Source organism: Ruegeria sp. AN6, from assembly GCF_056540425.1.
The window spans coordinates 29806-54422 of record NZ_JBQFWR010000001.1 but is presented as its reverse complement, the minus strand read 5'-3'; the positions used below and the strand labels follow the sequence as shown (position 1 = coordinate 54422).

Below are 24617 nucleotides of genomic sequence, written 5' to 3'. Positions count from 1 at the left end.
ATGCTGACGATCTGGGGCCGTAAAACATCATCCAATGTTCAGGCACTCATGTGGTGTGTCGGCGAACTCGATCTGGAGTACCAGCGCCACGATCTGGGTCATCGCTTTGGCGGGTTGGACAGCGCGGCGTTTCAGGCCCTGAACCCAAACCGAACCATTCCGGTTCTAAGAGATGGTGACGGCGCACCGCTCTGGGAGACCGGTGCCATCCTGCGGTATCTTGCTACTAGATATGGGAACGAAACTTTCTGGCCATCAGATCCCATACAGCGCGCACAGATCGACAAATGGGCGGAATGGGCAAAACTAAACGTCGCAATGGCGTTTACCGTCCCGGTATTCTGGCAAGTGGTTCGCACCCATGCAAAACAGCGGGACGATCAGACAATCCGACAGGCTGTCATCGATCTGGAGTTCAAGCTCACCATAGCGGATACTCTGCTTGCCGACTCACCATATCTGGCGGGCGATACGTTCACATTGGCCGATATCCAATTCGGCCACGTGCTCTACCGCTACTACGATATCGAAATAGACCGCGCGACGCTCCCGCATCTTAGCAGATACTACGACACGTTAACCGAAAGACCTGCATATAAAAGACATGTCATGATTGGCTACGAAGAGCTAAGGCCACCCGACGCTTGACATCAGACCCCGACATCTGGCCCGTAGCACAGCATCTCTTCGCCAATATCCTCAGCCTCGTACAGCTCCGTCGCAGTCGGATCACCTTCGAATTGCGCGATCAGCCCGCCGCCAAACTCCGTGAACACCCAGCATTGCGGCGCCAGCTGATCCTCATAGATAAAGCAGATCTGATCTTCCTGCTCGTACCAGACCCCTTCCATGCATTTGCCATCCAGAAATGACCAGATCACACGACGATTAGGAAGATACCGCTCGACCCCATAGGCTTGCCCACCGAACCCGTAAAACAACGTCTTCCCACGGGTATACGCATCGAACTCAGTCGCAGTCAGAGGCGACTGCGCCGCAACGGAATGCGCCACGAAGGTCAGCAGAATCATAATAGCTCTGAACATGTCTTCAGTCTGTCAGATGCTGCTACCGAGTACCATTCAACCTTTCCGGCTCTGCCAAATCGGCAAGATAACTCAACGTCACGCCTTGATGCACCGCGGTGATCATGGCGATGATTGCCTTAAAAACATCGGGGATGCACCATGACGACACTTCTGTTTTGGATCGCAGGGGCCTGCGCGCTGGCCTACCTGCCACTAACCCCGCGCCCTGCCAGCGCCCTGCGCAGCACGCTGAAAACAGCGTCGGTCGCCCTGCTGGCCGGAATCGCCGTACTGGCAAATGCACCATGGCTTCTGATCCTTGCGCTCACCCTCTGCGCCATCGGGGATGCCCTTCTGTCACGCGAAACCGACAGCACATTCATGGCAGGCATCGGCACATTTGCGGCTGGCCATCTGGCTTATATTGCTCTGTTCCTGACCCATCCCGATAGCAACCTGGAACTGATCTTCGACCACCCCGCGACCTTCTGGTCCCTGATCATTCTTGGCATCGTTATGGCCACGCTGCTCGCCCCCCGCGCCGGAGAACTCAAGATCCCCGTCCTCGCCTATATCCCGATCATCCTGGGCATGGGCATAACCGTTCTGTCCCTTCCTGATACTGGTGTATTACGCTGGGCCTTGCCCGCCGCTATGGCCTTCATCGCCTCTGACCTGATCCTTGCGACTGAAAAATTCCTGCTGCCCGCCAAACACCCGGCCCTGAAGCTTACGCCCTATCTGGTTTGGCCGCTCTATTGGGGGGCGCAAGCCGGGTTTCTGATCGCCTTCACCTGACCCTTTGCAACTGCCGCCAATCCGCATTAGGTGAGGGGAACACCTGCGGAGACCAAAAATGGCGTTTTTCTCAAAGCTCAAGGACAAGCTGTTCAAATCCTCATCGCGCCTCGAAGAGGGGCTGGATGCGATTGTCGAGGATGGCGGCGAGGAAACCCCAAATCCCGACCCGGTGATCCCCGAACCAGAACCCGAACCGCAACCGGTTCCCGAGGTTCCGGAACCTACGCCCGCGCCGCAACCGGTCGAGCCCCCTGCTCCGATCCCAACTGATCCTACACCGGCCCCTCCCCCACCAGAGGTTCCAGAATCCAAGGGTTTGATGGGTCGCCTTTTCGGCCGAAATGAATCCAAGACCGTCGTCCGCCGCACGCTGGACGACGACATGCTGGAACAACTCGAAGAGCTTCTGATCGCCTCGGACATGGGCGTCGACACTGCGCTGCGTGTTACGTCCAACATGGCCGAGGGGCGCTTTGGCCGCAAACTCTCGACCCAGGAAATCAAGCAGCTGCTTGCGCAGGAAGTCGCGCGTGTGATGGACCCTGTGGCCAAACCAATGCCAATCTATCCCAAGCGCCCACAAGTGGTGCTGGTCGTCGGCGTGAACGGCTCAGGCAAAACCACGACCATCGGCAAGCTCGCCAGCCAGTTCAAAGACGCAGGCAAAAAGGTCGTCATCGCCGCCGGAGACACCTTCCGCGCCGCCGCCGTCGAGCAGTTGCAGGTCTGGGGAGACCGCGCTGGCGTGCCCGTGCTGACCGCGCCCGAAGGCTCAGACCCCGCTTCGCTGGCCTTCGATGCCCTGACCAAAGCGCAAAACGAAGGTGCCGACTTGCTGATGATCGACACTGCAGGTCGCCTGCAAAACCGCGCTGACCTAATGGAGGAACTGGCCAAGATCGTCCGCGTCATCCGCAAGGTCGACGACACCGCGCCGCACAACACGCTGCTGGTACTGGACGCCACCACCGGTCAGAACGCCCTTAGCCAGGTCGAAACCTTCCGCAAACTCGCCGATGTCTCGGGCCTTGTGATGACCAAACTGGACGGAACAGCCAAAGGCGGCGTACTGGTCGCCCTCGCCGACAAGTTCGGCCTTCCGATCCACGCCATCGGTGTCGGTGAGCAAATTGACGACCTCGCCCCCTTCGATCCCGAAGAATTCGCCGCCGCCCTCACCGGCCTGCAATCCTGATCCGCCCCTTCATCTGGCCAAAAATATCTCGGGGGTCCGGGGGCAGAGCCCCCGGTCTCTCCACCCAAGCGAAAGCCCTGATTTGAGCGACTGGCTGATCTCCCTCGAAGGCACCGAAGCTGGCCACCACCTCGCCCTCGCCCTCGCGCTGATGGCGGCCTTCCTGCATGCGGTCTTCGGCGCGCTGCAAAAGGGGCGCCATGACCCGTGGATGTCGCGTGGGGCGATCGATGCCTGCTATTGCCTTATGGCGATGCCCTTCGCCTTTTTCGTCGTCCCATGGCCCGAACCATATATGTGGCCCATCTTTGGCGTCGTTTGGGTGATCCATATCGGCTACAAGGTCCTGCAGGCGATGGCCTATACCAAAGGCTCCTACACGGTTGTCTATCCGGTCGTGCGTGGCACTGGTCCGCTCTTTACTGTAATCGGGGCCTATATTCTGTTTGGCGAGACGTTCACAGGTGTTCAATGGCTGGGTGTGGCCACTTTGCTGGCAGGTATCTTCGGACTCGCCGCCTATAACCTGCGCTATCTTGAGACCAATCGTGACACGCTACATATCGCGCTGGTACTGGCGCTTGCCACTGGCCTCTTTGTCGCGCTCTATACGACCTATGACGCCTACGGCATACGCGCCACAGCCGACCCGTTCACCTTCCTCGCGTGGTTCTTCATGATCGACGGAGCCGCCATGCCGATTTACGCCGCGCTTCGATACCGTGCCATGATTCACCGACCAGCACTCGGCCCCCTGATGCTACGCGGTTTTGTCGGCGGTATCGTCGCACCGCTGTCTTTTGGTGCGGTCATGTTGGCCACGCGGCTCGACAAGGTCGGAGAAGCAGCCGTCCTGCGCGAAACCTCAACCGTCTTCGCCGCGCTCATCGGGTGGCTAGTGCTAAAAGAAACCGTCGGCCCCAGGCGCATTGCGTTAATGGCATTGATTGCACTCGGTGCCGTAATAGTTGAAATGGGCGGGTAAGCAGCAGGTTGGAATCATGGCAGAGAAAAAAGACATCAACCCTTTCCTCAAACAGGTACTGGAACTTGGGCCTCCGCTTGCCTTCTTTTTCATCTACCTGCGCCTGCGTGATGACAATTTCGTGATCGGCGGCGCCGAGTATTCGGGCTTTATCGTCGCCACCATCCTGTTTGTGCCTCTGATGCTGGCAGCCATGGGCATCCTCTGGTACCTGACCGGCAAGCTCAGCCGCATGCAGATTTTCACTGCGTTCATGGTGATTTTCTTCGGTGGCCTTACCGCCTGGTTCAATGACGAGCGGTTCTTCAAGATGAAAACCACGCTGGTCTATGGCTTCTTTTCTGCGATCCTTGGGATCGGTCTTTTGCAGGGAAAGTCCTACCTGGCTTACGTTCTGGACGAAATGCTGCCCATGCGTGACGAAGGCTGGATGATCCTGACGCGCCGACTGTGTGCCTGTTTTGCGGTGCTTGCGGTCGCCAATGAACTTGTCTGGAGAACAATGTCGACCGACCTTTGGGTCAAGATCGAAACCTTCGGCTTTCCCATCGCGCTGATGGCGTTCCTGATGATGCAGTTCAGCATGCTGCAACGCTATATGGATGACCCGGATCAGTAACCGGTCGGATCACTCAGCGTTAATATCTGATGAATTTTCTTGGCTTAGAACGCAAGCTGTGGAAAGCTGGGGCACCACCCGCACCACTCAACTCCGGAGACAATCGCCCGCATGATGGCTTTCCCCAATAGCGGATTCCTATCCGAAGCCTCTGAAGAGCTGCGCACAATGCTGGCGGCCCAGGCCACAGAATTGACGCTCGACCGGGGCGATGTACTGTTCGAACAAGGCGACCCAGGAGAAGCCCTTTATGCAATCCTGTCCGGCAAGCTCGAGGTATCCTTTTTGGCCATGAGTGGACGTAAACTGTCGCTTAGGCTGATGCGCGCTGGCGAAGTGTTCGGCGAGATTGCTCTGTTCGACAGCGGTCCCCGGACCGCCACTGTCACCGCAGCAGAGCCTGCCAAAGTCCTTCGCGTTCGTCACAAGGATGTCATGGAACAGATCCGAAAGAACCCCGATCTCGCGGTCGACTTGATCCGCCTCGCGGGTGTGCGCATGCGTTGGATGGGCGATCAGTTGAACGAGCAGGTGTTCCTGCCAATGCCGATCAGACTGGCGCGCAAGCTGTTGCATTTGGCAGGTCAACAAGACAAACCGACGGCTCGGATCACGCTGTCACAAAGCGAGCTGGCTGAATTCGTCGGTGCAACGCGTGAAGCGGTGTCAAAAACCATATCGACTTGGAAACGCGACAATGTGGTCGAAGCCTCGCGTGGAGGTCTGCAAATCCACGATTTCGACGCACTACGGCAACTTGCCGAATCTGATCTGATCTAAATTTGCACGGATGTGATCCGCTTCACATACGCGGCATCAAGATTGCCCTAAGGTCAATCCTGTTACCGTAGGAGGTCGGTTTTATCATCCCCGATATCTGTCCACCGACCTCTCCCTGTACAAGAGCCATATGCCTTCCCCGGCATATGGCTTCTTTCTTAACAAAGTATGAATAAATGAAGAAAGGCCGGGATATTCACCCGGCCTTCACAAATTTGATTGGAATGCTGTTTACGGTTCCAGGCTCAGCGCCACAAAACGAGGCTCTCCGCCACGCCGTACCAGCAGCAGCAGCGATTTACGCCCAGCCTCTCGCGCCTCTTCCATGCGGGCCTCAAGATCAGCAATTGAGGTCACTTTTTGCTGCCCCGCCTCTGTGATCAGATCGCCGGTGCGCAGGCCTTTCTCAAAGGCTTCCGAAGCTTCATCCACATTGGTGACCAACAGGCCCTCGGCATCGGCATCCAACCCCAATTCCTCGCGTTGGCTGTCGCCCAACGGAGCGATGGTCAGACCAAGAATGTCTTTATCCTCTTCCACCGGTGCTTCGGTTTCTGGCTCATCACCTTCTTCGGCGCGCTCGGCATCCTCGCGACGCCCCAGCGTCACCAGCACGGTTTGCGTACCGCCGTCACGATGCACAACTACGCGCACGGATTTACCCACCGTGGTCTCACCCACCTGCCGTACAAGGCCGCGCGTGTCTTCAACCTCGACACCATCGAAACTGATGATCACATCTCCGGCCAGCAGTCCGGCTTCCTTCGCGGGACCTTCGGGCACATCGCTGATCAGCGCGCCGCCGGGTTTGTCCAGACCCATTGCCTCGGCCATATCCTCGGTCACGTCCTGAATGCGCACGCCCAGCCAGCCGCGGCGGGTTTCACCAAACTCGCGCAATTGATCGACAACCTTGATCACCACGTTCGAGGCCATCGAGAACCCGATCCCGATCGAGCCGCCATTGGGCGACAGGATCGCTGTGTTCACACCGATCACTTCGCCATTCATGTTGAACAACGGACCGCCCGAGTTCCCTCGGTTGATCGCCGCGTCTGTCTGGATATAGTCGTCATACGACCCGCTCAGCGCCCGGTTTCGCGCCGACACGATCCCGGCCGAGACCGAAAATCCCTGCCCAAGCGGATTGCCCATCGCAATCACCCAATCCCCGACGCGCGCTGTATCGCTGTCTCCGAATTGGACATATTTCAAAGGCCCTTCGGCTTCGACTTTCAGCAGCGCGATATCGGTTTTTTCGTCCCTTCCGATCACCTTAGCAACCAGTTCTTCTGCAGGCTGCCCATCACCAGGAAAGAACTCGACCAGAATTTCATCGGCTTCGGCGATGACGTGGTTGTTGGTGACGATATACCCGTCTTCCGAAATCACGAACCCCGAGCCCAGCGCGTTGCTGCGGCGCGGGCGGTTTTCGTCATCCCCGCCATTGCGGTCCTGAAACTCGCGGAAAAAATCCTCGAACGGAGAGCCTTCGGGCACGATCCCCTGCGGACCGGTCTGACCTTCAATCAGGGTCGAGGTGGTAATATTGACCACCGCGGGGCTGATCTTTTCAGCAAGCGGTGCCAGACTGTCACCGCGCGACTGCGCGGCCACTGACTGTGCAAGAACCAGCAGCATCCCCAAAAAGGCCAGCCACATAAGCCGCATCATTACCATAACATCGTCCCGCCGGACGGACACACTGCGCGCTTTCGCCTGCACTTGGGGTCTCCTTGTCGACACTTCTTTTGCGGGCAACCAAAGATCACCCTTCTTAGCAACCAATGTAGTCAGTTTGGCCAAGCCCGCAACTCGGGATCGCGGGGAAATCACCGGTGCGTGAAACCATCGCATCAAAAACCGACCTGATATGCGCCCCACAACAGGATCAAACCGCTGACAACACATAGCAATCCAGCCAAACGCCGCGCCTGTTCAGGCAGAGTTCTCAGCGCCTCAAGCATGCGCTCAATAAGCGAAGGGGCCAGCGCATAGGCCAGCCCCTCAACAATCAGTACCAGCCCAAAGGCCAGAAGGATCATACCCATTACTCGGAAGCCGCAGCGGCGGGCGCCCGACGTCCGGTCGGCGAAGCAAGGTAGTTGAAGAACTCTGAATCCGGGCTCAGGATCAACGAACTGTTGCCGCCTTGCAGGGCGTTTTCGTAAGCTGTCAGCGAGCGATAGAATTCAAAGAATTCCGGGTCTGCGCCATAAGCTTCGGCAAAGATCGAGTTCCGTTCGGCATCAGCTTCACCGCGAATGATTTCAGCCTCGCGATTTGCGTCGGACACCAGTTCAACCACGGTCCGGTCGGCCTGCGCGCGTACACGCTGCGCCGCCTCGTTACCACGGGCACGTTCGTCAGTGGCTTCACGTTCACGTTCGGCCTTCATCCGGTCAAATGTCGCTTCGAGGTTCGCTTGCGGCAGATCGGTGGCTTTCAGACGCACGTCGATCACGTTAACGCCCAGCGCCTGCGCTTCGGCAATCGCACTGTTGCGGATTCGCAGCATCAGCGCAGCACGGTCCGAGCTGAGAATATCACGGGACGATACCGAACCCAGAACCTCACGCGTTTCAGCGCGCAGGATACGGTCAAGGCGATCCTCGGCAACCGGGATGCCACCGACACCGACAGCCTGACGGAACTGGTTCAGGTCCGAAATCCGGTAGCGCGCGAAGGCGTCAACCACCAGACGGCGATCGTCCAAAGGCGTAACCTCTAGCGGCTGCACATCGATCGACAGGATGCGGTCATCATAGCGCACCACTTCCTGAATCAACGGGATTTTGAACGCCAAGCCCGGCTCTTCCTTCACGGCAACAACGCGGCCAAATTGCAGAACCAGCGCGCGCTCGCGCTCATCCACGATGAAGATCGAGGATAGGATGCCGACGATTGCGACGAATACGATCGGCAGAATGATTGTCGATTTACGCATCAGTTGCTCTCCCCTGCAGGGCTACGGCGCAGTTCATTCAGCGGCAGATACGGGACGACGCCCTGCCCTGATCCTGTGGAGTTTTCATCCAGAATGATCTTGTCAACATCGCCCAGAACCTGCTCCATCCGCTCCAGGTACAGACGTTTGCGGGTTACATCCGGCGCTTTGGAGTACTCTTCCAAAACCGCACTGAAACGACTGGCCTCACCCATTGCGCTGTTGATCTGTTGGGCACGATAGGCCTCAGCCTCTTCCAGAACCTGAGCGGCTTCACCCCGCGCTTCGGCCAGAACGCGGTTGGCATAAGCATCCGCCACGTTCTGCAACCGGTCGCGTTCCTGCGCGGCGGCCTGAACATCACGGAACGCGGCAATCACGTCCTGCGGCGGGTCGGCTTTGTCGAAGTTCACACGGACGATGTTCACACCTGAATCATAGCTGTCCATTGTCGCCTGAATCAGTTCCTGCAAACGGTCGGCAATAATGCCACGATCCCGGTTCAGGATTGGTGCCAGCTCGCTTTGCGCAATGATCTCACGCATGGCCGATTCCGAAACGGCACGGATCGTCTGCCGCGGATCGCGCAGGTTAAACAGATATTTGGCCGGGTCGTTAATGTTCCAGACGACCTGATAGTCGATATCGACCACATTTTCGTCCCCGGTCAGCATCAGACCATCGTCGCTGCCGCGGGCACCACCCATGTCTTCGTTTTGTTCGCGGGTGACCGGAATCACCTCTGCGGTGACAAGAGGCCAAGGCGCGAAATTCAGGCCTGGATTTCCAACAGCCGAGAATTCGCCCAGAAACAGCTCAACAGACTGTTCTTCGGGCTTAACGGTGTAGAAGCTTGCCGCAGCCCAGAGACCTGCTGCCACCAGCACACCAATTGCAATTGTGCCCTTGGTAAATGCCGGACCACCGCCGCCGCCTTTGCCATTGGTCCCACGGCCACCGCCGCCGCGACCGCCCATGAGGACGCGCAGCTGCTCCTGGCCTTTTTTCATCAGCTCGTCGATCTCGGGGATCTGCGGGCCGTCGCCTTCGGGGGGCTTGCGCCCGTCCCCGTTGTTACCCCGATTTCCTCCGCCTCCAGATGAGCCTCCGCCCCCCCAGGGGCCGCCGCTGTTGCCCGCCATTTGTATCTTTTCCCTTATATTGGACCGTGTGATCACGGGTTCCCTTGTAACGTGTGTGCGCGCGCTTGCAAATCAAGCCGTGCGCACAGGTTGCCGCATTGTCACCAGTTCTTCGGCCATGACTGGGTGAACTGCAACAGTGCGGTCGAAATCTTCTTTGGTGGCCCCCATCTTCACGGCAATTCCAGCCAGTTGGATCATCTCGCCCGCGCCCGGAGCCACAATGTGACAGCCCAACACCTTGCGGGTGGTCTGCGACACGATCAGCTTCATCAGAACCTTCTGCGAGCCACCTGCAAATGACTTCTGCATGGGCTTGAACGAAGTCGCATAAACCTCGATCGATTCCTGCGCAGCCGCCTCTTCTTCGCTGAGGCCTACTGTGCCCATTTCTGGCTGCGTGAAGATCGCGGTCGGGATCAGTTCGTGATCCACTGGGGTCGGGTTGCCCTTGAAAACCGTCTCGACAAAGGCCATGCCTTCCCGGATCGCAACCGGAGTCAGGTTCACCCGATCCGTCACGTCGCCAATGGCGTAGATTGATGGCACGCCGGTCTGGCTGTATTCATCTACGATGATCTCGCCCTTGCGGCCGCGTTCGACACCCAGCGCCTCGAGCCCAAGATCATCTGCATTGGGTGCGCGGCCGGTGGCATACATCACCACATCGAACTGATCTTCACTGCCATCGGTGGCTTTGACACGGATCTTGTCGCCAGCTTTGGTCATTTCGACCACGTTGGTTTCCAGACGCACATCAATGCCGTTCTGGCGCATCTCGTCGCAGATCAGGCCGCGCGCTTCTTCGTCGAAGCCGCGCAAAATCTGAGGTCCACGATAGAACTGGGTAGTCTTCACCCCTAATCCGTTCATGATGCCGGCAAACTCACTTGCGATATAGCCGCCACCCACAATCAGGATGTTTTCGGGTAATTTTTCCAGATGGAATATCTCGTTTGAGGTGATCGCCAGATCCGAGCCGGGAAACTCGGGCACAACCGGACGCCCACCCGTGGCGATCAGGATGTGCTTGGCGGTCTTGCGCGTCCCGTCAGCCAGTTCAACCGTATGCGGATCGACCACACCGGCCCTCTGATCAAAGCTTTCGACACCGTTGTTTTTAAGGATGTTGCGATAGACGCCCTCCAAACGGTCCAACTCAGTCACCAACTTGCCATGGAATAAGTTCCAGTCGAACTCACCGGGCCGAATATCCCAACCGAATGCCTGAGCATCTCCAACCATCCCAGAAAATTCGCTGGCAAAAACCATCAATTTCTTAGGCACACAGCCGCGGATCACGCAGGTTCCGCCGTAACGATCCTCTTCTGCCAGCGCCACTTTGGCACCGGTCTCACCCGCAGCTACACGCGCCGCGCGTACACCACCCGAACCACCTCCGATGACGAACAGATCATAGTCAAAGCTCATACATGCGTTCCTTTGCTTGCCGCGTGGCTAAAATTCAGTGGATATCTGGGAGCAAAATTCAAACTGCCAACCCCTGAGCGCTGAAATATCAAGATTTCATCAGATACCCGCCGCGCTATCTGACCCGACCTTAATCTGCCAGATCGGAGAACAGGTTGTCCCCCCCCTCACCCAGCATGTTGGTCAGCACAGTGCCTTCATTGAGGTCGCGCAGTTCAACGCGCCCGTCACCATGGCCGACGATTACTTTGTCGCAAATGTCGATGAACAACCCGTTCTCGACTACGCCGGGGATCTGGTTCATCACCAGCGCCAACTGCCGCGCATTTCCGATCCGTTTGAGGTGCAGGTCCAAGATGTGATTGCCCTCATCCGTGACCTTGGGGGCCTCGCCATTCATCCGCAAAGTAACCGACGTGCCCAGCACATCCATCGTGTCCAGCGCTTCTTCGATCAGCGTGCGGGTGGTCTGCCAGCCGAATGGGATCACCTCAACCGGCAGGGGGAACGCGCCCAGGGTCTCGACCTCTTTGCCGGCATCGGCGATCACCACCATCTGGTCGCTGGCCGTGGCCACGATCTTTTCCTGCAGCAGCGCAGCACCGCCGCCCTTGATCAGATTGAATTCACCATCGAATTCATCCGCGCCGTCTATGGTCAGGTCCAACCATCCAGCCTGATCCAGCGAGATAACCTCGATCCCCTCTTCCCGCGCTAATTGCGCGGTCGCGGTCGAGGTCGGGACGCCTTTGATCGACAGACCTTCGTCGCGCACCCTCTCGCCTAGACGGCGGACCAGCCACGCGGCGGTCGACCCGGTCCCCAGGCCCACGCGCATTCCACTTTGGACAAGATCGGCGGCACGGCAGGCCGCAACATATTTTGCTTTGTCGATGGGCGACAAATCCTTGATCATGGCAGCTTCCCCTCAGAATATTGTCGGACTTATAGGGAATGCCCCGCGCAACTGCGAGAGGCAATTCACTCGATCGCAGCGCTAACTTAACACTTAACGACGAGTTTCCTATAGGAAACGTCGTAATCGATCACTATACTGGTCGCCAGACACTCTAGAAAGACGTCATGGAATCGACTTATCGCCTTCACTATGCCCCCGACAATGCCTCGCTGATAATCCGATTGGCTTTGGAAGAGATGGGCTTGACGTATGAGACGGCGCTGGTCGATCGCACACGTAACGCACAAGACAGTGCCGCTTATCGTGCACTGAATCCCAATGGGCTGATTCCCGTATTGGAAACACCACAAGGGCCAATTTTCGAGACTGCCGCAATCCTGTTGTGGCTGGCCGACACGCACCGACAGATGGCCCCCGCGCCCGAAAGCGCCGATCGGGCGGCGTTTCTGAAATGGCTGTTCTTTGCTTCAAACACGTTGCACGCCGATCTGCGCATCCTGTTCTACGCTGAGAAATACATTGACGCAGCACAGGCCGAAGCGTTGCGTGCCGGTATTCGCCCCAGATTGCGCCAGCATCTGAAGCGGCTGGATGATTTGGCCCAAGGCGCGCCCGATTGGTTCAACACGCAGGTGCCCTCGGCCCTGACCGTCTATGTCGCCTGCATGATGCGCTGGATGGCGCTTTATCCCGCCAAGGCTGACCGCAGTTGGTATCAGCTGGCCGACACACCCTATTTGCAAAAGATACTGCATCAACTCGAATTTCGCCCGGCAACCCGATCGGTCATCGCCGCCGAGGGTTTGGGAGCGACGCCGTTCACATCTCCAACCTACGCCACCCCTCCAGAAGGCTCAGCTACCTGACATGTTTCTCTCAGTTTTCGATATGTTCAAAGTGGGCATTGGCCCATCGTCGTCACACACCATGGGCCCTATGGTCGCCGCCGCACGGTTTCTTGATCTGATGCGTGCATCACCGTTTGAATTTGCGGGGTTGCGCGGTTCATTGCATGGATCGCTTGCTTTCACCGGCGTCGGCCACGCGACTGACCGCGCTACGATCCTTGGTCTCGCCGGGTTCGTGCCCGACACGTATGACAACGATAAGGCCGAGGCCGCGCTGACGCAGATTTCCGATACGCATACGGTAACCCCAGAAGGGTTGCCTACGCTAAGCTTCGATCCTAAGGCCGATCTGATATTTGACTACGACAACAATCTGCCCGGCCACGCCAACGGCATGATCCTGATGGCCACCGACGCACAAGGCGATGTCATATTGCGTCAGGTCTATTATTCCATTGGTGGCGGCTTTGTCCTGACCGAAGAAGAACTGGCCGAAGGCAAGGCAACCGACGAAGGTGCGCCTGTGCCCTTCCCGTTCAAATCCGCGGCGGAAATGCTGCAGATGGCCAAGGACAACGGCAAAAGCATCGCTCAGATGAAGCGCGAAAATGAAATCGCGCGCGGTTGCGCGGATAGCTTTGCCAAAGGCACGGCACGTCTTTGGCAGGTCATGAATGACTGCATCGAGCGTGGCCTTAAAACTGACGGCATCCTGCCCGGTGGCCTTAGCGTGCGCCGCCGGGCCAAGGGGATCCACGATGCCCTGCTGGCCGAACGCGGCATGAACCTGAACGCGCCGCATACGATCAATGACTGGATGAGCGTCTATGCGATGGCCGTGAACGAGGAAAACGCCGCTGGAGGTCAGGTTGTAACCGCCCCCACCAATGGCGCGGCAGGCGTGCTGCCTTCAGTCTTGCGTTATTACCTCGATCATGTCCCCGGCGCGTCCGAAAGCCATGTCGAGGATTTCCTGCTCACCGCGGCCGCCATCGGCGGTCTGGTCAAGTTCAACGCCTCGATCTCGGGCGCCGAGGCGGGCTGTCAGGCAGAGGTCGGAAGTGCCTCGGCCATGGCTGCCGCCGGCATGTGCGCTGTGATGGGTGGTACGCCCGAGCAGGTGGAAAACGCCGCCGAGATCGCGCTCGAACATCACCTCGGCATGACATGCGACCCGGTCGCGGGCTTGGTGCAGGTGCCTTGTATCGAACGCAATGGCCTTGGCGCGATCAAGGCCGTTTCGGCAGCGTCACTCGCCCTGCGCGGTGACGGTAAGCACTTCATGCCCCTGGACGCAGCCATTGAAACTATGCGCCAGACCGGCGAGGATATGCACGCGAAGTACAAGGAAACCTCATTGGGCGGGCTGGCCGTCAACGTGCCGAACTGCTGATCTGACAGCGAGAAAGAGCGGGTGACATGCGTGGACATTGCCTATGCGGCAAGATCGGATACGAGGTTGACCCTCCGGTTCTATCCTGTGTCACCTGCCATTGCGATAGCTGCCGTCGCCAATGCGCGGCCCCGATGACCACCTATTTCGGGGTGCGCGACGGCAATTGGCGCTGGACCGGAGAACAGCCGACAAGGTTTAACTCCTCCCCCGGGGTCGAGCGCTGTTTTTGCCCCCATTGCGGTACGCCTATATCCTTTCGGTCTACCGTGATGTCGGATGTGATGCACCTCTATGTGGCAACGCTAGAAAACCCCGAAGCGCTGACCCCGACCTTGCATGTCGCGCACGAGGAAAAGCTAAGCTGGCTGCAGCTTGGTGATGGCCTGCCCACCTGCATCGGCCCGGATTACACCAAAGTCCAACCCCTATCCGACACCTGAGATCAGAGCTTCCCCCTCTGCCGCGAAAACGCTAGCGTCGCGCACATGACTCAGGATCGTCCCGTTTTTGGCATCGTATTGATGCTCGGCTTTTGCGTGCTCGCTCCGCTTGGTGACGGGATGGCGAAGCTGTTGGGCGAAACCATTGCTCTGGGTTTGTTGGTTCTGGTGCGGTTCGGTGTGCAAGCGATGATCCTGATCCCGCTCATCGCTGTGACCGGCAAACCGTGGCGGATGACATCAATGGTCCTGCGTCTGACGATGGTCCGTACGCTGCTGCACATTGTTGGGATCGCGGCGATGTTTACCGCGCTGCAATATATGCCGCTGGCCGATACTGTCGCCATTGCTTTTGTGATGCCGTTTATCATGCTGCTGCTGGGCAAGTACGTTCTTGGCGAACAAGTCGGTCCGCGCCGCCTGATTGCCTGTGTCGTGGGTTTCATCGGCACTTTGCTCGTCATCCAACCTAGCTTTGCGCAGGTTGGCGCTCCTGCGTTACTGCCTTTGATCGTCGCCGTGGTCTTTGCCCTGTTTATGCTGGTCACACGCCAGATTGCCAAAGAAACAGACCCGGTTGCGCTGCAAGCGGTTTCGGGGGCTATGGCGACAGCTCTCTTGTTGCCGATCGTCTATGTGGGCTCTCAGGCTGACCTGCCCGCCATGTCATTGACGATGCCCAAGGGTGAAACGCTTTGGCTGCTGCTGGGCATCGGCGTGCTGGGCACTGTGGCACATCTTCTGATGACGTGGTCGCTGCGCTATGCACCGTCCGCGACCCTCGCCCCGATGCAATATCTTGAAATTCCTGTCGCCACCCTGATCGGCTGGTTGATTTTCCACGACCTGCCCAACGGGCTGGCGGCGATTGGCATCGGCATCACCATCGCTGCCGGGCTTTATGTCATCCTGCACGAGCGGGCCAATGCCCGGTCTGGCCCGACAGAAACGCCTGCATGACCTGATCTAGCGCCGCACGCGGCAGGATCGTTAGCAATCCCGGTCCGTCAATTTCCAGCGTGAAAGCGCCCAGTGCGCGGTTCGAGGTCCCGACCTGCCCATCCGGCTCAAGCACGAGATCATCGATTGGCCATTCCAGGCCGTTGCTGCGTCCGGTCACTCGCTGCAGAGCAAACAATGACACGGTGTCTCCCGGTATCAGCTCCAACGCGATGCGGGGCGGCGCATGAAAAACGATCTCTTGCGCACCCAGCAAAATACAGGGCCGGTCCTGCAAACGAACGAGCGTATTGAACGCGACCAACTGGTGATCAACCCGAGCGCCCAGAAATCCCGCTGCAAGGACGACCGGGGCACTGACATTTCGAAGGGCTTTGTCGAAATCGGTGCTGTTCTGTTCGGATATTGGATGCAGCCGATCAGCAGGTATCTGCGCGCGATGGCTGGATGAAAGCGAATCGAAATCACCGATCACCGCATCCGGAACTCGACCCGAATCAATCAACGCGGCAGCGCCCCCATCCGCTGCAACAGCGCTTTTGACGCGATTCAGGACCAGACTCACATCTTCAGATGTGATTTCCCCCCCGCCAAACAGACCGATTGGCATTTCAGCCTGAACAATCACCCCAGATTCCACAAGATTGACCATAATTCCCGGTTTTGGACATAATGAAACCACAAAATGGTAGCTTCATGACTAGAGTTTCGAGTCGATTGCTGCTGCTGTGTCTGGCGATCGGCCTGGTAGTTTGTAAAGGACATGCGTCTGATGGTACAGAACAACAAGGTACTTACCGTTTCCTACGGAACCTTTTCATGCACGCTCGAAGGCTTCGACGATTCATTTGAAACGATGAAAGCCATAGCCGAGTATTTCCGGGATCTCGCGGCGGACGACCGCTATTTTGGTTCTGAGCCCCCTCAGCCCGATGCCGAGATGCTGACCCGCATAGCCCAGCGCGATGTCGCACGAAAGGTAGAAGCCAGTCAGAACGACACCGGTCTGCTGCTACGCGCAACCGAGACAGACGCCCCTGCAGTACCGACCCCTGCTGCAGTCGCGAGTGCGCCTGAGCCTGCACCTGTACAGACCACCGATGTTGTTCCCCCCGCCCCTGCGCCCGTCGCAGCACAATCCGCTGCTGCAGTGGACAGCCCAGCGGCGGACAGTATTGCGGCCAAACTCCAGCGCATCCGGGCTGTGGTTTCGCATTCCGAAGAAGTCTCCCCCGGCTATTCAGAGGACGAAGACTCCAGCTATCTTCAGCCTGTGAAGCCTAAGGTTGATGCCATCTCTGCCGCCTTTGAAGCAGGCGCACTGGATCCCGCCGACTTGCAGGAAACAGAAGAAGATACCTTCCCTGCGCCCGAGCCCGAGCTGACTGCTGAACCGGAACACGTCGAAGAGTTAGCCGAAGCACAGGCCGACGAGGCGGCTCATGTTACGGAACCAGAAAGCTCAGATGAATTGGTTGAAGAGACCTCAGATGAAACGGTTGAGGAGACCTCCGACGATCTAAGTGCATTGGTCGCTACCGCGGAATCGGCGAATGAAGCTGAAGAAATCGAAGCGTCGGAACCTGCCACAGCTGATGTAACGGAAAAAGACGTTCTGTTTTCTGATCTGGATGATGAGGCGCCTGAAGTCGAGGAAGAAAACCCATCAAACATTCTAGGCGATGAAGCCAGCAGTGTTGCCTCTGAGGCATTGACCGGAATCGAGCACGGCATCATCTCGGTCGAGGAAGAAGCGCTTTTGTTGGATGAGATCGCGCTTGTTGAATCCGAACTCGAAGCAATTGCTGAAGCTGACGTGCCCAGTATTTCCGGACCAGATGAGGACGTCTCGCGCCTAATGGACGAAGCAGATGTTCAGCTGGACGATCCCGCTACTAGCGATCAGCGTGAAACCTACTCGCACTTGCGCGCTGCGGTCGCCGCGACCGAGGCCGAACGCGAAGCCGTAGGCGACAAGACAAAGACACCCGAAGATGATTTTCGCGGCGATCTGGCCTCAGTCGTCAATCCACGTCGTCCCGCGGTTGAAGTCACCAGCCAGCGCCCGACCCCAGAATCGGCCGCCCCTTTGAAGCTGGTTGCCGAACAGCGCATCGATACCGAGAATGCCGATACGGGCCCCGTTACGCCGCGCCGGATCACTTCGGCTGACGAAGACACGGGCGAAGAAGAAGGCGGATTTGCCACTTTCGCACAGGAGCAGGGCGCCCAGTCGCTGCCTGATCTGCTTGAAGCTGCAGCTGCCTATCTGTCCTTTATCGAAGGTCAAGAGCAGTTCTCGCGCCCGCAACTTATGAACAAGGTCCGCTCGCTTAAGCAAGATGCGTTTAATCGCGAAGAAAGCCTGCGCTCCTTCGGTCAGTTGCTTCGCGATGGCAAGATCGAGAAAGCTGGAGGTGGTCGATTCGCTGCCTCAACCGACATCGGCTTCCGCCCCAATGACAACGAACGCGCTGCGGGCTAGGTCCCAGCGAATCCATTACCCCCCTCGAGTCGTAGTAGGGCCAGAGGATACTCTGGCCCTAATTCTTTTAATAGCGCGGCTTCGGCGCGACCAACCAGATTAGAATAATAAGGCCAACGCCACGTAGGGGCCGGTCAGGATCAGATCGATCACTTCACGTCCATCTTGAAACACAACATCCAGATGGCGGCACCCACCGGCGACGCTGATGCCAGGTCGCCATTTCTAGCTGGCTTGTACCAGCGCATCTCACTGTAACTCTGAACAATAACCAAAGCCGCCAATGTTTCCCATCGCGGTGACACTCCATCGACCGTTCAGAGCACAACTGTAGCGCGCTCCAACCAATGGGTCAGTCCAACTTTGATCCATGCTGAATGTGCGATCCAGCACCGTGGTTGAAACATAAAGATCCCAATGGCGCAGCCCGGCAATCGCTTCCAGCCGCGACTGATTATCTTCATAAACCGCGAAACCGGCCACCAGCGAGGTCATGGTGCCCTCAAGCTCTCAACTGGCTGCGTTGTCAAATAGTCCGATGGAAACATAGTCACCTAGGTTCAGGTAGTTGAACTCGCATCCAATGGACCATCCGCCATTCCGGGCCTCGCCTACAATCAGAATTGCCCCCTTTGAAATATTGAAGATCGAGGTATCCCCGTTCACCGGCGGGTTCGGCCCCACTTCAAGGGAGGTCCTGAATTCCAGCCCCCCAAAAAGGGTGCAACCGTGTAGCTCCAGTCTCCAGCCTGAGCGCCGTATGCGACACAAGACGCGGCGAACGCCGCGAAAAGCCCTTTGTTCATGCCCTAACCGCCCTTATCTGCAACGCGTTTAAGCTGCAGTCAGCGTGCCTCGCGAATGACGCACCGGCAGTCGGAAAGTCTAATTTTGATCCTGATCTGGGTCTTCTTTACCCACACCACGAAAGACAAACTTGAAGGGTAATGCCCATAGAATGCCCAACGCGACATAGACCAAAAGCTCCAGCCAGATTGGCGGGCGGTCCAGCCAGTTCACGATAGTCACAACCGCAACGATATAGACTGGCAACCCGACCAGCAGCAGTACCAGAGACCAGCGCCGCCGTGCTTTGTAGCTGAGGCCGGGTTTTTCGCCGCCGCTCATCAGTCTGCAAACGGGTCGGTCACCAAAATGGTATCCTCCCGCTCCGGGCTGGTGGACAATAGGGCAACCGGGCAATCGATCAGTTCCTCGACCCGGCGCACATATTTGATTGCGTTGGCCGGTAGATCAGCCCAGCTGCGTGCACCTTCGGTTGATTCGCTCCACCCCGGCATCTCTTCGTAGATTGGAGTGCATCGCGCCTGTTGGTCGGCGGCCGTCGGAAGATAGTCCAGACGTTTGCCATCCAGCTCGTATCCAACGCAGATTTTCAACGTCTCGAACCCATCCAGAACATCCAATTTGGTCAGCGAAATGCCGTTCACACCGCTGGTCGCACAGGTTTGGCGTACCAGACAGGCGTCGAACCACCCGCAGCGTCGCTTGCGACCCGTCGTCGTGCCGAACTCATGTCCCCGTTCGCCCAGACGCTGGCCATCTGCATCATCCAACTCGGTGGGGAATGGCCCCTCACCCACGCGGGTCGTGTAAGCCTTGACGATGCCCAGAACGAAGTCGATCGAGCCCGGTCCGATTCCGACGCCCGTTGAGGCCTGGCCTGCAATCACATTTGACGATGTCACAAACGGATAGGTCCCGAAATCAATATCCAGCAACGCGCCCTGCGCGCCTTCGAACAGGATACGCTTGCCCGCCTTGCGCTTCTCGTTCAGCACCTTCCACACCGGTGCTGCGAAAGGCAAAATCTGCGGCGCGATCTCTTTCAGCTGCGCGATCAACGCATCCCGATCAATCGGATCAAGCCCCAAACCATTGCGCAGCGCGTTGTGATGGACCAGCGCCCGATCCACCCGCAGCGCCAGCGTTGCATCATCGGCCAGGTCAGCCACGCGGATCACGCGACGCCCGACCTTGTCCTCATAACACGGACCGATCCCGCGACCGGTCGTCCCTATCTTGGCGACCGAATTCTGGCTCTCGCGCGCACGATCCAACTCGCCATGGAACGGCAGGATCAGCGGAGTGTTTTCAGCAATCATCAGCGTCTCAGGCGTGATATCGACGCCTTGTGCACGGATTGTTCCGATCTCTTTGATCAGGTGCCACGGATCAAGAACAACACCATTGCCGATCACACTCAGCTTGCCGCCGCGCACCACGCCCGAAGGCAGCGCGTGCAGTTTGTATACCTCGCCCTCAATGACCAGTGTGTGCCCGGCATTATGTCCACCCTGAAAACGCGCGATCACGTCTGCACGCTCGCTGAGCCAGTCGACGATCTTGCCTTTTCCTTCGTCACCCCACTGGGCGCCGACAACAACCACGTTGGCCATATCCGGTCCTTTTGCGCTGAATAATCAAACCCGGCTCATATAGCGGGGCACAGACGGCAGGGAAACCGATATTTCGCCGCAGTTGAAAATCGCGCTGCGCGCGATGCCTCCGGCGGAGGTGTTTTGGGCCAGATGAAAAACGGATCCCCTGCTTCATCTGGCCAAAAGTACCTCGGGGGAGCCGCCCGAACGGGCGGCGGGGGCAGCGCCCCTTCTGCTTTTAGCGCAAGTGAACGGGTTGCCCGTGGGGTGTTGACAGATAGGCCTCTTCCAATGCATTGCGAATATCTTGGACATCATCAGTGGGTGCTTCTCCCTGCTCAGCCAGCAGCGCCTCCAAGGTCTCCAACCAAGCGTGAAAGTAATCGTCACCACCATCCAGTTCTTTTTTGAGGCCGTTCCGTTTCAAAGTAATGGAAAACCGCTCTGCCCAGTCCGACCAACCAAACCGGCCCGCTTCGTTCAACGCAACGGTGACCGCAAAAACCTGCGCGTGCCAGGGTTCGGCAAAAACCGGTTCGGGGGCTGAATGCGTGGTGCAGTCGCTCATGCCGGCTCCAAATAAGATTGCCACAGATCCAATACGACCTCGTCTGACGGATGCTCAGGATTGGCCCAAAGCTCCGATGCGGGAAACGCGACTGCGTACAAAGGTTCAGGAGCCTCACCCAATCCATGGGCGTTGGAATCCGGCAGCACATGGGTGCCATGCAGCCTAACGACGCGCCCGGTCGCGCCCGCGGCATAGGCGGGTAAACGGGTGTGACCGCCCTCAGCCAAACGGTTGGCCGAGCGTCGCAAAGTCTGCACCGCGTCGCCCGACTGAAACCGAACGGCAATGTCCGACGGGCGTTCTGAGGGTCCGCCCTTGGCCAACGCACTTGCTACCTCTTCCGCCTTTATGGCTCGCTCGGCCAAAGGGTGCGTAGTTTCCCGTTCCACTCCACGCAGGTCATCCAATGTCAGCACGCCTTTATCAACCAGCATGTCCGCCAACGCAGATATCCATTTCTCATAATACGAGAAACGGCTGTAGTCTTGTGGTAACAAGCATTCTCGAGCATGGCGTTTGATATCGATGTTCCACTGACCCAGAAAATCTGAAGCCACTGTCACGGCCAAAGCCCGCGCGTGCCAGTCTTCCGCAAAGACCGGAGCGTCCTCAGCCTCCGGCACAACCGCGCCATCGCCAAAACGCCCTCCCATGTCATGAACCCGCGTCATGATGGCACCTTGGGCAGCCCGGTGCCGATCATACTGTTACGGGTGACCAGCGCGGCGAGTTCTTCCTCGCTCAGCCCCTCGCTCCCGTCCGGACGCATCGGCAGGACAAGATAGCGAATCTCAGCGGTCGAGTCCCACACCCGTACGGATGTATCTTCGGGCAGCGTCACGCCAAATTCGGCCAGAACCTTGCGCGGCTCGCGCACGGCGCGGGCGCGGTAGGCGTCGGATTTGTACCAGCTGGGGGGGATACCCAGCAGCGGCCACGGATAACAGCTGCACAAAGTGCATACGACCATGTTGTGCTGCTCGGGCGTGTTTTCCACCACAACCAAGTGTTCACCCTGCCGACCGTAATACCCCAGATCAGCCACGACCAAAGTGGCATCTTCCAGCAACGCGGCCCTGAAATCGGGATCGCTCCAGGCTTTGGCAACGACTCGCGCGCCGTTTTGCGGGCCGATCTTGTTTTGATAGGTATCAATGATCTCATCCAAAGCGGCCGGATCGATCAGGCCTTTGCGGGTCAGAATCGTTTCAAGCGCCTTGACGCGAAGCGCGGGTTCAGGGGGCAACAGGGCGTGCGGGTGGTCGTGATCATCATGTGGCATGGGGCGCAGCCTGCGCGACAGAACGGCGCTCTGTCCAGTCTCTTTGGTGTGATATGAAACATCACCGCACGTGATGCCAACTCGTGACTTGCCCCCAGCATCAAACTTGCATAAGTACCACGCGATACACGCCACGCTGTACAGGACCACCATGGAAAACGTCGTTCTCATCATCCACCTTCTTCTGGCTTTGGGCCTGATTGTCGTTGTGCTGATGCAACGTTCCGAAGGCGGTGGCCTTGGCATGGGTGGCGGTGGCGGCGGGGCCATGACCGGCCGCGCGGCAGCGACCGCTCTGGGCAAGCTGACCTGGATCCTAGCTGCGTGTTTCATCGTAACCTCGATCACGCTGACGATTCTGGCCGCTCAAAAATCTTCGGGCAGCTCAGTAATTGATCGTTTGGGCGTACCTGCTCCGGCACCGGCTGAGGAAAGCGCTCCGGCGGTTCCATCTGCGGATGAACTGCTGCCGCCAGCACAAGGCGACGATGCTCCGCTGATCCCGCAGGCTGCCGACTAAGCCACAAAACCTAGAAATTCATAAGGGAACTGCAACAGCATCTTGCGGTTCTCTTGCGCTATGTGCGCGAATCCTTTATATATGAAGTCCCGTGATGCAGCGGCTTTTTTGTAAGCCGCCGGGCAGCTGATAATGACGTCTCACGGGAGCAGCCGAACAACATGGCGCGTTTTATATTCATCACTGGTGGTGTGGTTTCATCCTTGGGCAAAGGACTGGCTTCGGCGGCTCTGGGTTCGCTGTTGCAGGCCCGAGGGTATTCGGTGCGTCTGCGCAAGCTGGACCCCTACCTGAACGTTGATCCGGGCACGATGTCGCCGTTCGAACATGGCGAAGTGTTCGTGACTGATGACGGGGCCGAGACCGATCTGGACCTAGGCCACTATGAGCGATTCACCGGCGTGGCCGCACGCAAAACCGACTCGGTCAGTTCAGGACGGATTTATTCCAACGTGCTGGAGAAAGAGCGCCGAGGAGATTACCTCGGCAAAACCATTCAGGTGATCCCGCACGTCACCAATGAGATCAAGGATTTCATCGCCATTGGGGAGGATGAGGTTGATTTCATGCTCTGCGAAATTGGCGGCACAGTGGGCGATATCGAAGGCCTGCCCTTCTTTGAAGCCATTCGTCAGTTCAGCCAAGACAAGCCGCGCGGTCAGTGCCTTTTCATGCATCTGACGCTGCTGCCCTACATCAAGGCGTCGGGCGAGTTGAAAACCAAGCCAACCCAGCACTCGGTCAAGGAACTACGATCGATTGGTTTGGCCCCCGATATTCTGGTGTGTCGCTCGGAAGGACCAATTCCAACCAAAGAGCGTGAAAAGCTTGCCCTATTCTGTAACGTCCGCCCCGATAGTGTGATCGCTGCGCAGGACCTCAGCACGATCTACGACGCCCCGTTGGCCTATCACCGCGAAGGTCTGGATCAGGCGGTTTTGGACGCGTTCCAGATCAGCCCTGCCCCCAAGCCCGATCTGGCCAAATGGGAGGATGTCAGCGACCGCATTCACAACGCAGAGGGCGAAGTGAAGGTCGCGATCGTCGGCAAATACACGCAGTTGGAAGACGCTTATAAGTCAATCGCCGAGGCGTTGACGCATGGCGGCATGGCCAACCGGGTCAAGGTCAAGGTCGAATGGGTTGATGCCGAGGTGTTCGATACCGAAGACGCCGCCCCCCATCTCGAAGGTTTCCACGCCATCCTCGTCCCCGGAGGCTTTGGCGAACGCGGCACTGAAGGCAAGATCAAGGCCGCTCAATACGCGCGCGAGCACAAGGTGCCCTATCTGGGCATCTGTCTGGGCATGCAGATGGCGGTGATCGAAGCTGCACGCAATGCGGCGGGAATCACCGAGGCCGGGTCCGAAGAATTCGACCATGAGGCCGGGAAAAAGCGTTTTGAGCCCGTTGTTTACCACCTCAAGGAATGGGTGCAGGGCAACCACAAGGTCGAACGCAAAGTCGGTGATGACAAGGGCGGCACCATGCGCCTAGGCGCCTATAACGCCGTCCTGGCCGAAGGCTCGAAAGTCGCAGATGTCTATGGCAGCACCCAGATCGAGGAGCGCCACCGACACCGCTATGAAGTTGACATCAAGTACCGCGACAAGCTGGAAAAAGCGGGCCTGAACTTCTCGGGCATGTCGCCGGATGGCCGCCTGCCGGAAATCGTCGAATGGTCGGATCATCCATGGTTCATCGGCGTTCAGTACCACCCGGAACTGAAATCCAAACCCTTCGATCCGCACCCCCTATTCCGCGAGTTCGTGCGCGCCGCGAAAGACACCTCGCGCCTGGTCTGATCACGGACCGATAACAGTATTGTACCCCTCGGCGCGAAATATCTTTACGCGCCGACCAGTT

At 58.0% G+C, this 24617-nt stretch carries 28 protein-coding genes; 13 read left to right on the top strand and 15 right to left on the bottom strand.

Features of this window, described 5'->3' with window-relative positions; translation table 11 throughout:
• The gene (locus ACR0MQ_RS00310; RefSeq protein WP_170770356.1) at positions 1-648 is read left to right on the top strand and encodes a glutathione S-transferase family protein; all 648 of its coding nucleotides are present in this window, start codon (positions 1-3) and stop codon (positions 646-648) included.
• A 2-nt stretch (positions 649-650) separates the two neighbouring features.
• On the opposite strand, the gene ACR0MQ_RS00305 is transcribed toward ACR0MQ_RS00310, so the two are convergent.
• The gene (locus ACR0MQ_RS00305; RefSeq protein WP_029621749.1) at positions 651-1046 is read right to left on the bottom strand and encodes a hypothetical protein; all 396 of its coding nucleotides are present in this window, start codon (positions 1044-1046) and stop codon (positions 651-653) included.
• Between the two features lie 141 nt (positions 1047-1187).
• Here ACR0MQ_RS00305 and ACR0MQ_RS00300 point away from each other — a divergent pair, with 141 nt between their 5' ends.
• From ACR0MQ_RS00300 to ACR0MQ_RS00280, 5 genes are all read left to right on the top strand, one after another.
• A complete protein-coding gene (locus tag ACR0MQ_RS00300; RefSeq protein WP_170770354.1) occupies positions 1188-1826 on the top strand; it encodes a lysoplasmalogenase in 639 nt (212 codons plus the stop codon).
• Positions 1827-1884: 58 nt separating this feature from the next.
• Positions 1885-3024 carry a signal recognition particle-docking protein FtsY gene (gene ftsY, locus ACR0MQ_RS00295; protein WP_170770352.1) on the top strand — a complete coding sequence of 380 codons (1140 nt, stop codon included), beginning with the start codon at positions 1885-1887 and terminating at the stop codon, positions 3022-3024.
• A gap of 82 nt (positions 3025-3106) precedes the next feature.
• Positions 3107-4009 carry an EamA family transporter gene (locus tag ACR0MQ_RS00290; RefSeq protein WP_010439225.1) on the top strand — a complete coding sequence of 301 codons (903 nt, stop codon included), beginning with the start codon at positions 3107-3109 and terminating at the stop codon, positions 4007-4009.
• 16 nt (positions 4010-4025) lie between these two features.
• Positions 4026-4628, top strand: coding sequence for an inner membrane-spanning protein YciB (locus ACR0MQ_RS00285; RefSeq protein ID WP_170770350.1), 603 nt, complete (start codon positions 4026-4028; stop codon positions 4626-4628).
• Between the two features lie 111 nt (positions 4629-4739).
• Positions 4740-5408 carry a Crp/Fnr family transcriptional regulator gene (locus ACR0MQ_RS00280; protein WP_170538990.1) on the top strand — a complete coding sequence of 223 codons (669 nt, stop codon included), beginning with the start codon at positions 4740-4742 and terminating at the stop codon, positions 5406-5408.
• A 231-nt stretch (positions 5409-5639) separates the two neighbouring features.
• Here ACR0MQ_RS00280 and ACR0MQ_RS00275 read toward each other — a convergent pair whose 3' ends face one another.
• The 6 genes from ACR0MQ_RS00275 to rpiA all read right to left on the bottom strand — a co-directional run bounded on the left by ACR0MQ_RS00275 (position 5640) and on the right by rpiA (position 11844).
• On the bottom strand, positions 5640-7088 hold the full coding sequence (locus tag ACR0MQ_RS00275; protein WP_480606138.1) for a DegQ family serine endoprotease: 1449 nt from the start codon (positions 7086-7088) through the stop codon (positions 5640-5642).
• A gap of 176 nt (positions 7089-7264) precedes the next feature.
• Positions 7265-7459: a DUF2065 domain-containing protein gene (locus ACR0MQ_RS00270; protein WP_010439218.1), complete on the bottom strand. Its 195-nt coding sequence runs from the start codon at positions 7457-7459 to the stop codon at positions 7265-7267.
• Entirely contained in the window at positions 7459-8355 is an 897-nt protein-coding gene (gene hflC, locus ACR0MQ_RS00265) for a protease modulator HflC (RefSeq protein ID WP_010439217.1), read from the bottom strand. Before hflC ends, ACR0MQ_RS00270 begins: the two co-directional genes overlap by 1 nt.
• On the bottom strand, positions 8355-9497 hold the full coding sequence (gene hflK, locus ACR0MQ_RS00260) for an FtsH protease activity modulator HflK (protein ID WP_170538986.1): 1143 nt from the start codon (positions 9495-9497) through the stop codon (positions 8355-8357). Before hflK ends, hflC begins: the two co-directional genes overlap by 1 nt.
• A gap of 72 nt (positions 9498-9569) precedes the next feature.
• Complete coding sequence (gor, locus tag ACR0MQ_RS00255; protein ID WP_480603675.1) at positions 9570-10928, bottom strand: glutathione-disulfide reductase; 1359 nt, start codon at positions 10926-10928, stop codon at positions 9570-9572.
• Between the two features lie 130 nt (positions 10929-11058).
• Positions 11059-11844, bottom strand: a complete 786-nt coding sequence (gene rpiA / locus ACR0MQ_RS00250; RefSeq protein ID WP_010439210.1) for a ribose-5-phosphate isomerase RpiA — start codon at positions 11842-11844, stop codon at positions 11059-11061.
• A gap of 167 nt (positions 11845-12011) precedes the next feature.
• On the opposite strand from rpiA, the gene ACR0MQ_RS00245 reads away from it, so the two are divergent.
• The 4 genes from ACR0MQ_RS00245 to ACR0MQ_RS00230 are packed head-to-tail and all read left to right on the top strand — an operon-like array spanning position 12012 to position 15491.
• The gene (locus ACR0MQ_RS00245; protein ID WP_170770344.1) at positions 12012-12713 is read left to right on the top strand and encodes a glutathione S-transferase family protein; all 702 of its coding nucleotides are present in this window, start codon (positions 12012-12014) and stop codon (positions 12711-12713) included.
• A 1-nt stretch (position 12714) separates the two neighbouring features.
• Positions 12715-14088 carry an L-serine ammonia-lyase gene (locus ACR0MQ_RS00240; RefSeq protein WP_010439206.1) on the top strand — a complete coding sequence of 458 codons (1374 nt, stop codon included), beginning with the start codon at positions 12715-12717 and terminating at the stop codon, positions 14086-14088.
• 26 nt (positions 14089-14114) lie between these two features.
• Complete coding sequence (locus ACR0MQ_RS00235) at positions 14115-14531, top strand: GFA family protein (protein ID WP_170770342.1); 417 nt, start codon at positions 14115-14117, stop codon at positions 14529-14531.
• A gap of 45 nt (positions 14532-14576) precedes the next feature.
• Positions 14577-15491, top strand: coding sequence for a DMT family transporter (locus ACR0MQ_RS00230; protein ID WP_170770340.1), 915 nt, complete (start codon positions 14577-14579; stop codon positions 15489-15491).
• On the opposite strand, the gene ACR0MQ_RS00225 is transcribed toward ACR0MQ_RS00230, so the two are convergent.
• Positions 15436-16143 (bottom strand): thiamine diphosphokinase, encoded by a 708-nt coding sequence (locus tag ACR0MQ_RS00225; RefSeq protein ID WP_480603670.1) that lies wholly within the window; start codon positions 16141-16143, stop codon positions 15436-15438. The two genes, ACR0MQ_RS00230 and ACR0MQ_RS00225, sit on opposite strands and share 56 nt — an antisense overlap.
• A gap of 120 nt (positions 16144-16263) precedes the next feature.
• Here ACR0MQ_RS00225 and ACR0MQ_RS00220 point away from each other — a divergent pair, with 120 nt between their 5' ends.
• Complete coding sequence (locus ACR0MQ_RS00220; protein WP_480603669.1) at positions 16264-17976, top strand: hypothetical protein; 1713 nt, start codon at positions 16264-16266, stop codon at positions 17974-17976.
• A 249-nt stretch (positions 17977-18225) separates the two neighbouring features.
• On the opposite strand, the gene ACR0MQ_RS00215 is transcribed toward ACR0MQ_RS00220, so the two are convergent.
• The 7 genes from ACR0MQ_RS00215 to nthA form a co-directional block, all read right to left on the bottom strand.
• Positions 18226-18471 (bottom strand): hypothetical protein, encoded by a 246-nt coding sequence (locus ACR0MQ_RS00215; protein ID WP_480603667.1) that lies wholly within the window; start codon positions 18469-18471, stop codon positions 18226-18228.
• Positions 18472-18486: 15 nt separating this feature from the next.
• Positions 18487-18660: a hypothetical protein gene (locus ACR0MQ_RS00210; protein WP_170770332.1), complete on the bottom strand. Its 174-nt coding sequence runs from the start codon at positions 18658-18660 to the stop codon at positions 18487-18489.
• Between the two features lie 201 nt (positions 18661-18861).
• Complete coding sequence (locus tag ACR0MQ_RS00205; protein WP_170538968.1) at positions 18862-19104, bottom strand: DUF2842 domain-containing protein; 243 nt, start codon at positions 19102-19104, stop codon at positions 18862-18864.
• The gene (locus tag ACR0MQ_RS00200) at positions 19104-20396 is read right to left on the bottom strand and encodes an adenylosuccinate synthase (protein ID WP_010439192.1); all 1293 of its coding nucleotides are present in this window, start codon (positions 20394-20396) and stop codon (positions 19104-19106) included. The genes ACR0MQ_RS00205 and ACR0MQ_RS00200 overlap by 1 nt, the downstream gene beginning before the upstream one ends.
• 220 nt (positions 20397-20616) lie before the next feature.
• Positions 20617-20946: a nitrile hydratase accessory protein gene (locus ACR0MQ_RS00195; RefSeq protein ID WP_170770330.1), complete on the bottom strand. Its 330-nt coding sequence runs from the start codon at positions 20944-20946 to the stop codon at positions 20617-20619.
• On the bottom strand, positions 20943-21620 hold the full coding sequence (gene nthB / locus ACR0MQ_RS00190) for a nitrile hydratase subunit beta (protein ID WP_170469196.1): 678 nt from the start codon (positions 21618-21620) through the stop codon (positions 20943-20945). Before nthB ends, ACR0MQ_RS00195 begins: the two co-directional genes overlap by 4 nt.
• Positions 21617-22231 (bottom strand): nitrile hydratase subunit alpha, encoded by a 615-nt coding sequence (nthA, locus tag ACR0MQ_RS00185; protein ID WP_170770328.1) that lies wholly within the window; start codon positions 22229-22231, stop codon positions 21617-21619. The genes nthB and nthA overlap by 4 nt, the downstream gene beginning before the upstream one ends.
• A 151-nt stretch (positions 22232-22382) precedes the next feature.
• On the opposite strand from nthA, the gene secG reads away from it, so the two are divergent.
• Both secG and ACR0MQ_RS00175 read left to right on the top strand, forming a co-directional pair.
• Positions 22383-22751, top strand: coding sequence for a preprotein translocase subunit SecG (gene secG, locus ACR0MQ_RS00180; protein ID WP_170469190.1), 369 nt, complete (start codon positions 22383-22385; stop codon positions 22749-22751).
• Positions 22752-22912: 161 nt separating this feature from the next.
• Entirely contained in the window at positions 22913-24556 is a 1644-nt protein-coding gene (locus ACR0MQ_RS00175) for a CTP synthase (RefSeq protein ID WP_170770326.1), read from the top strand.
• Positions 24557-24617 lie beyond the last annotated feature (61 nt).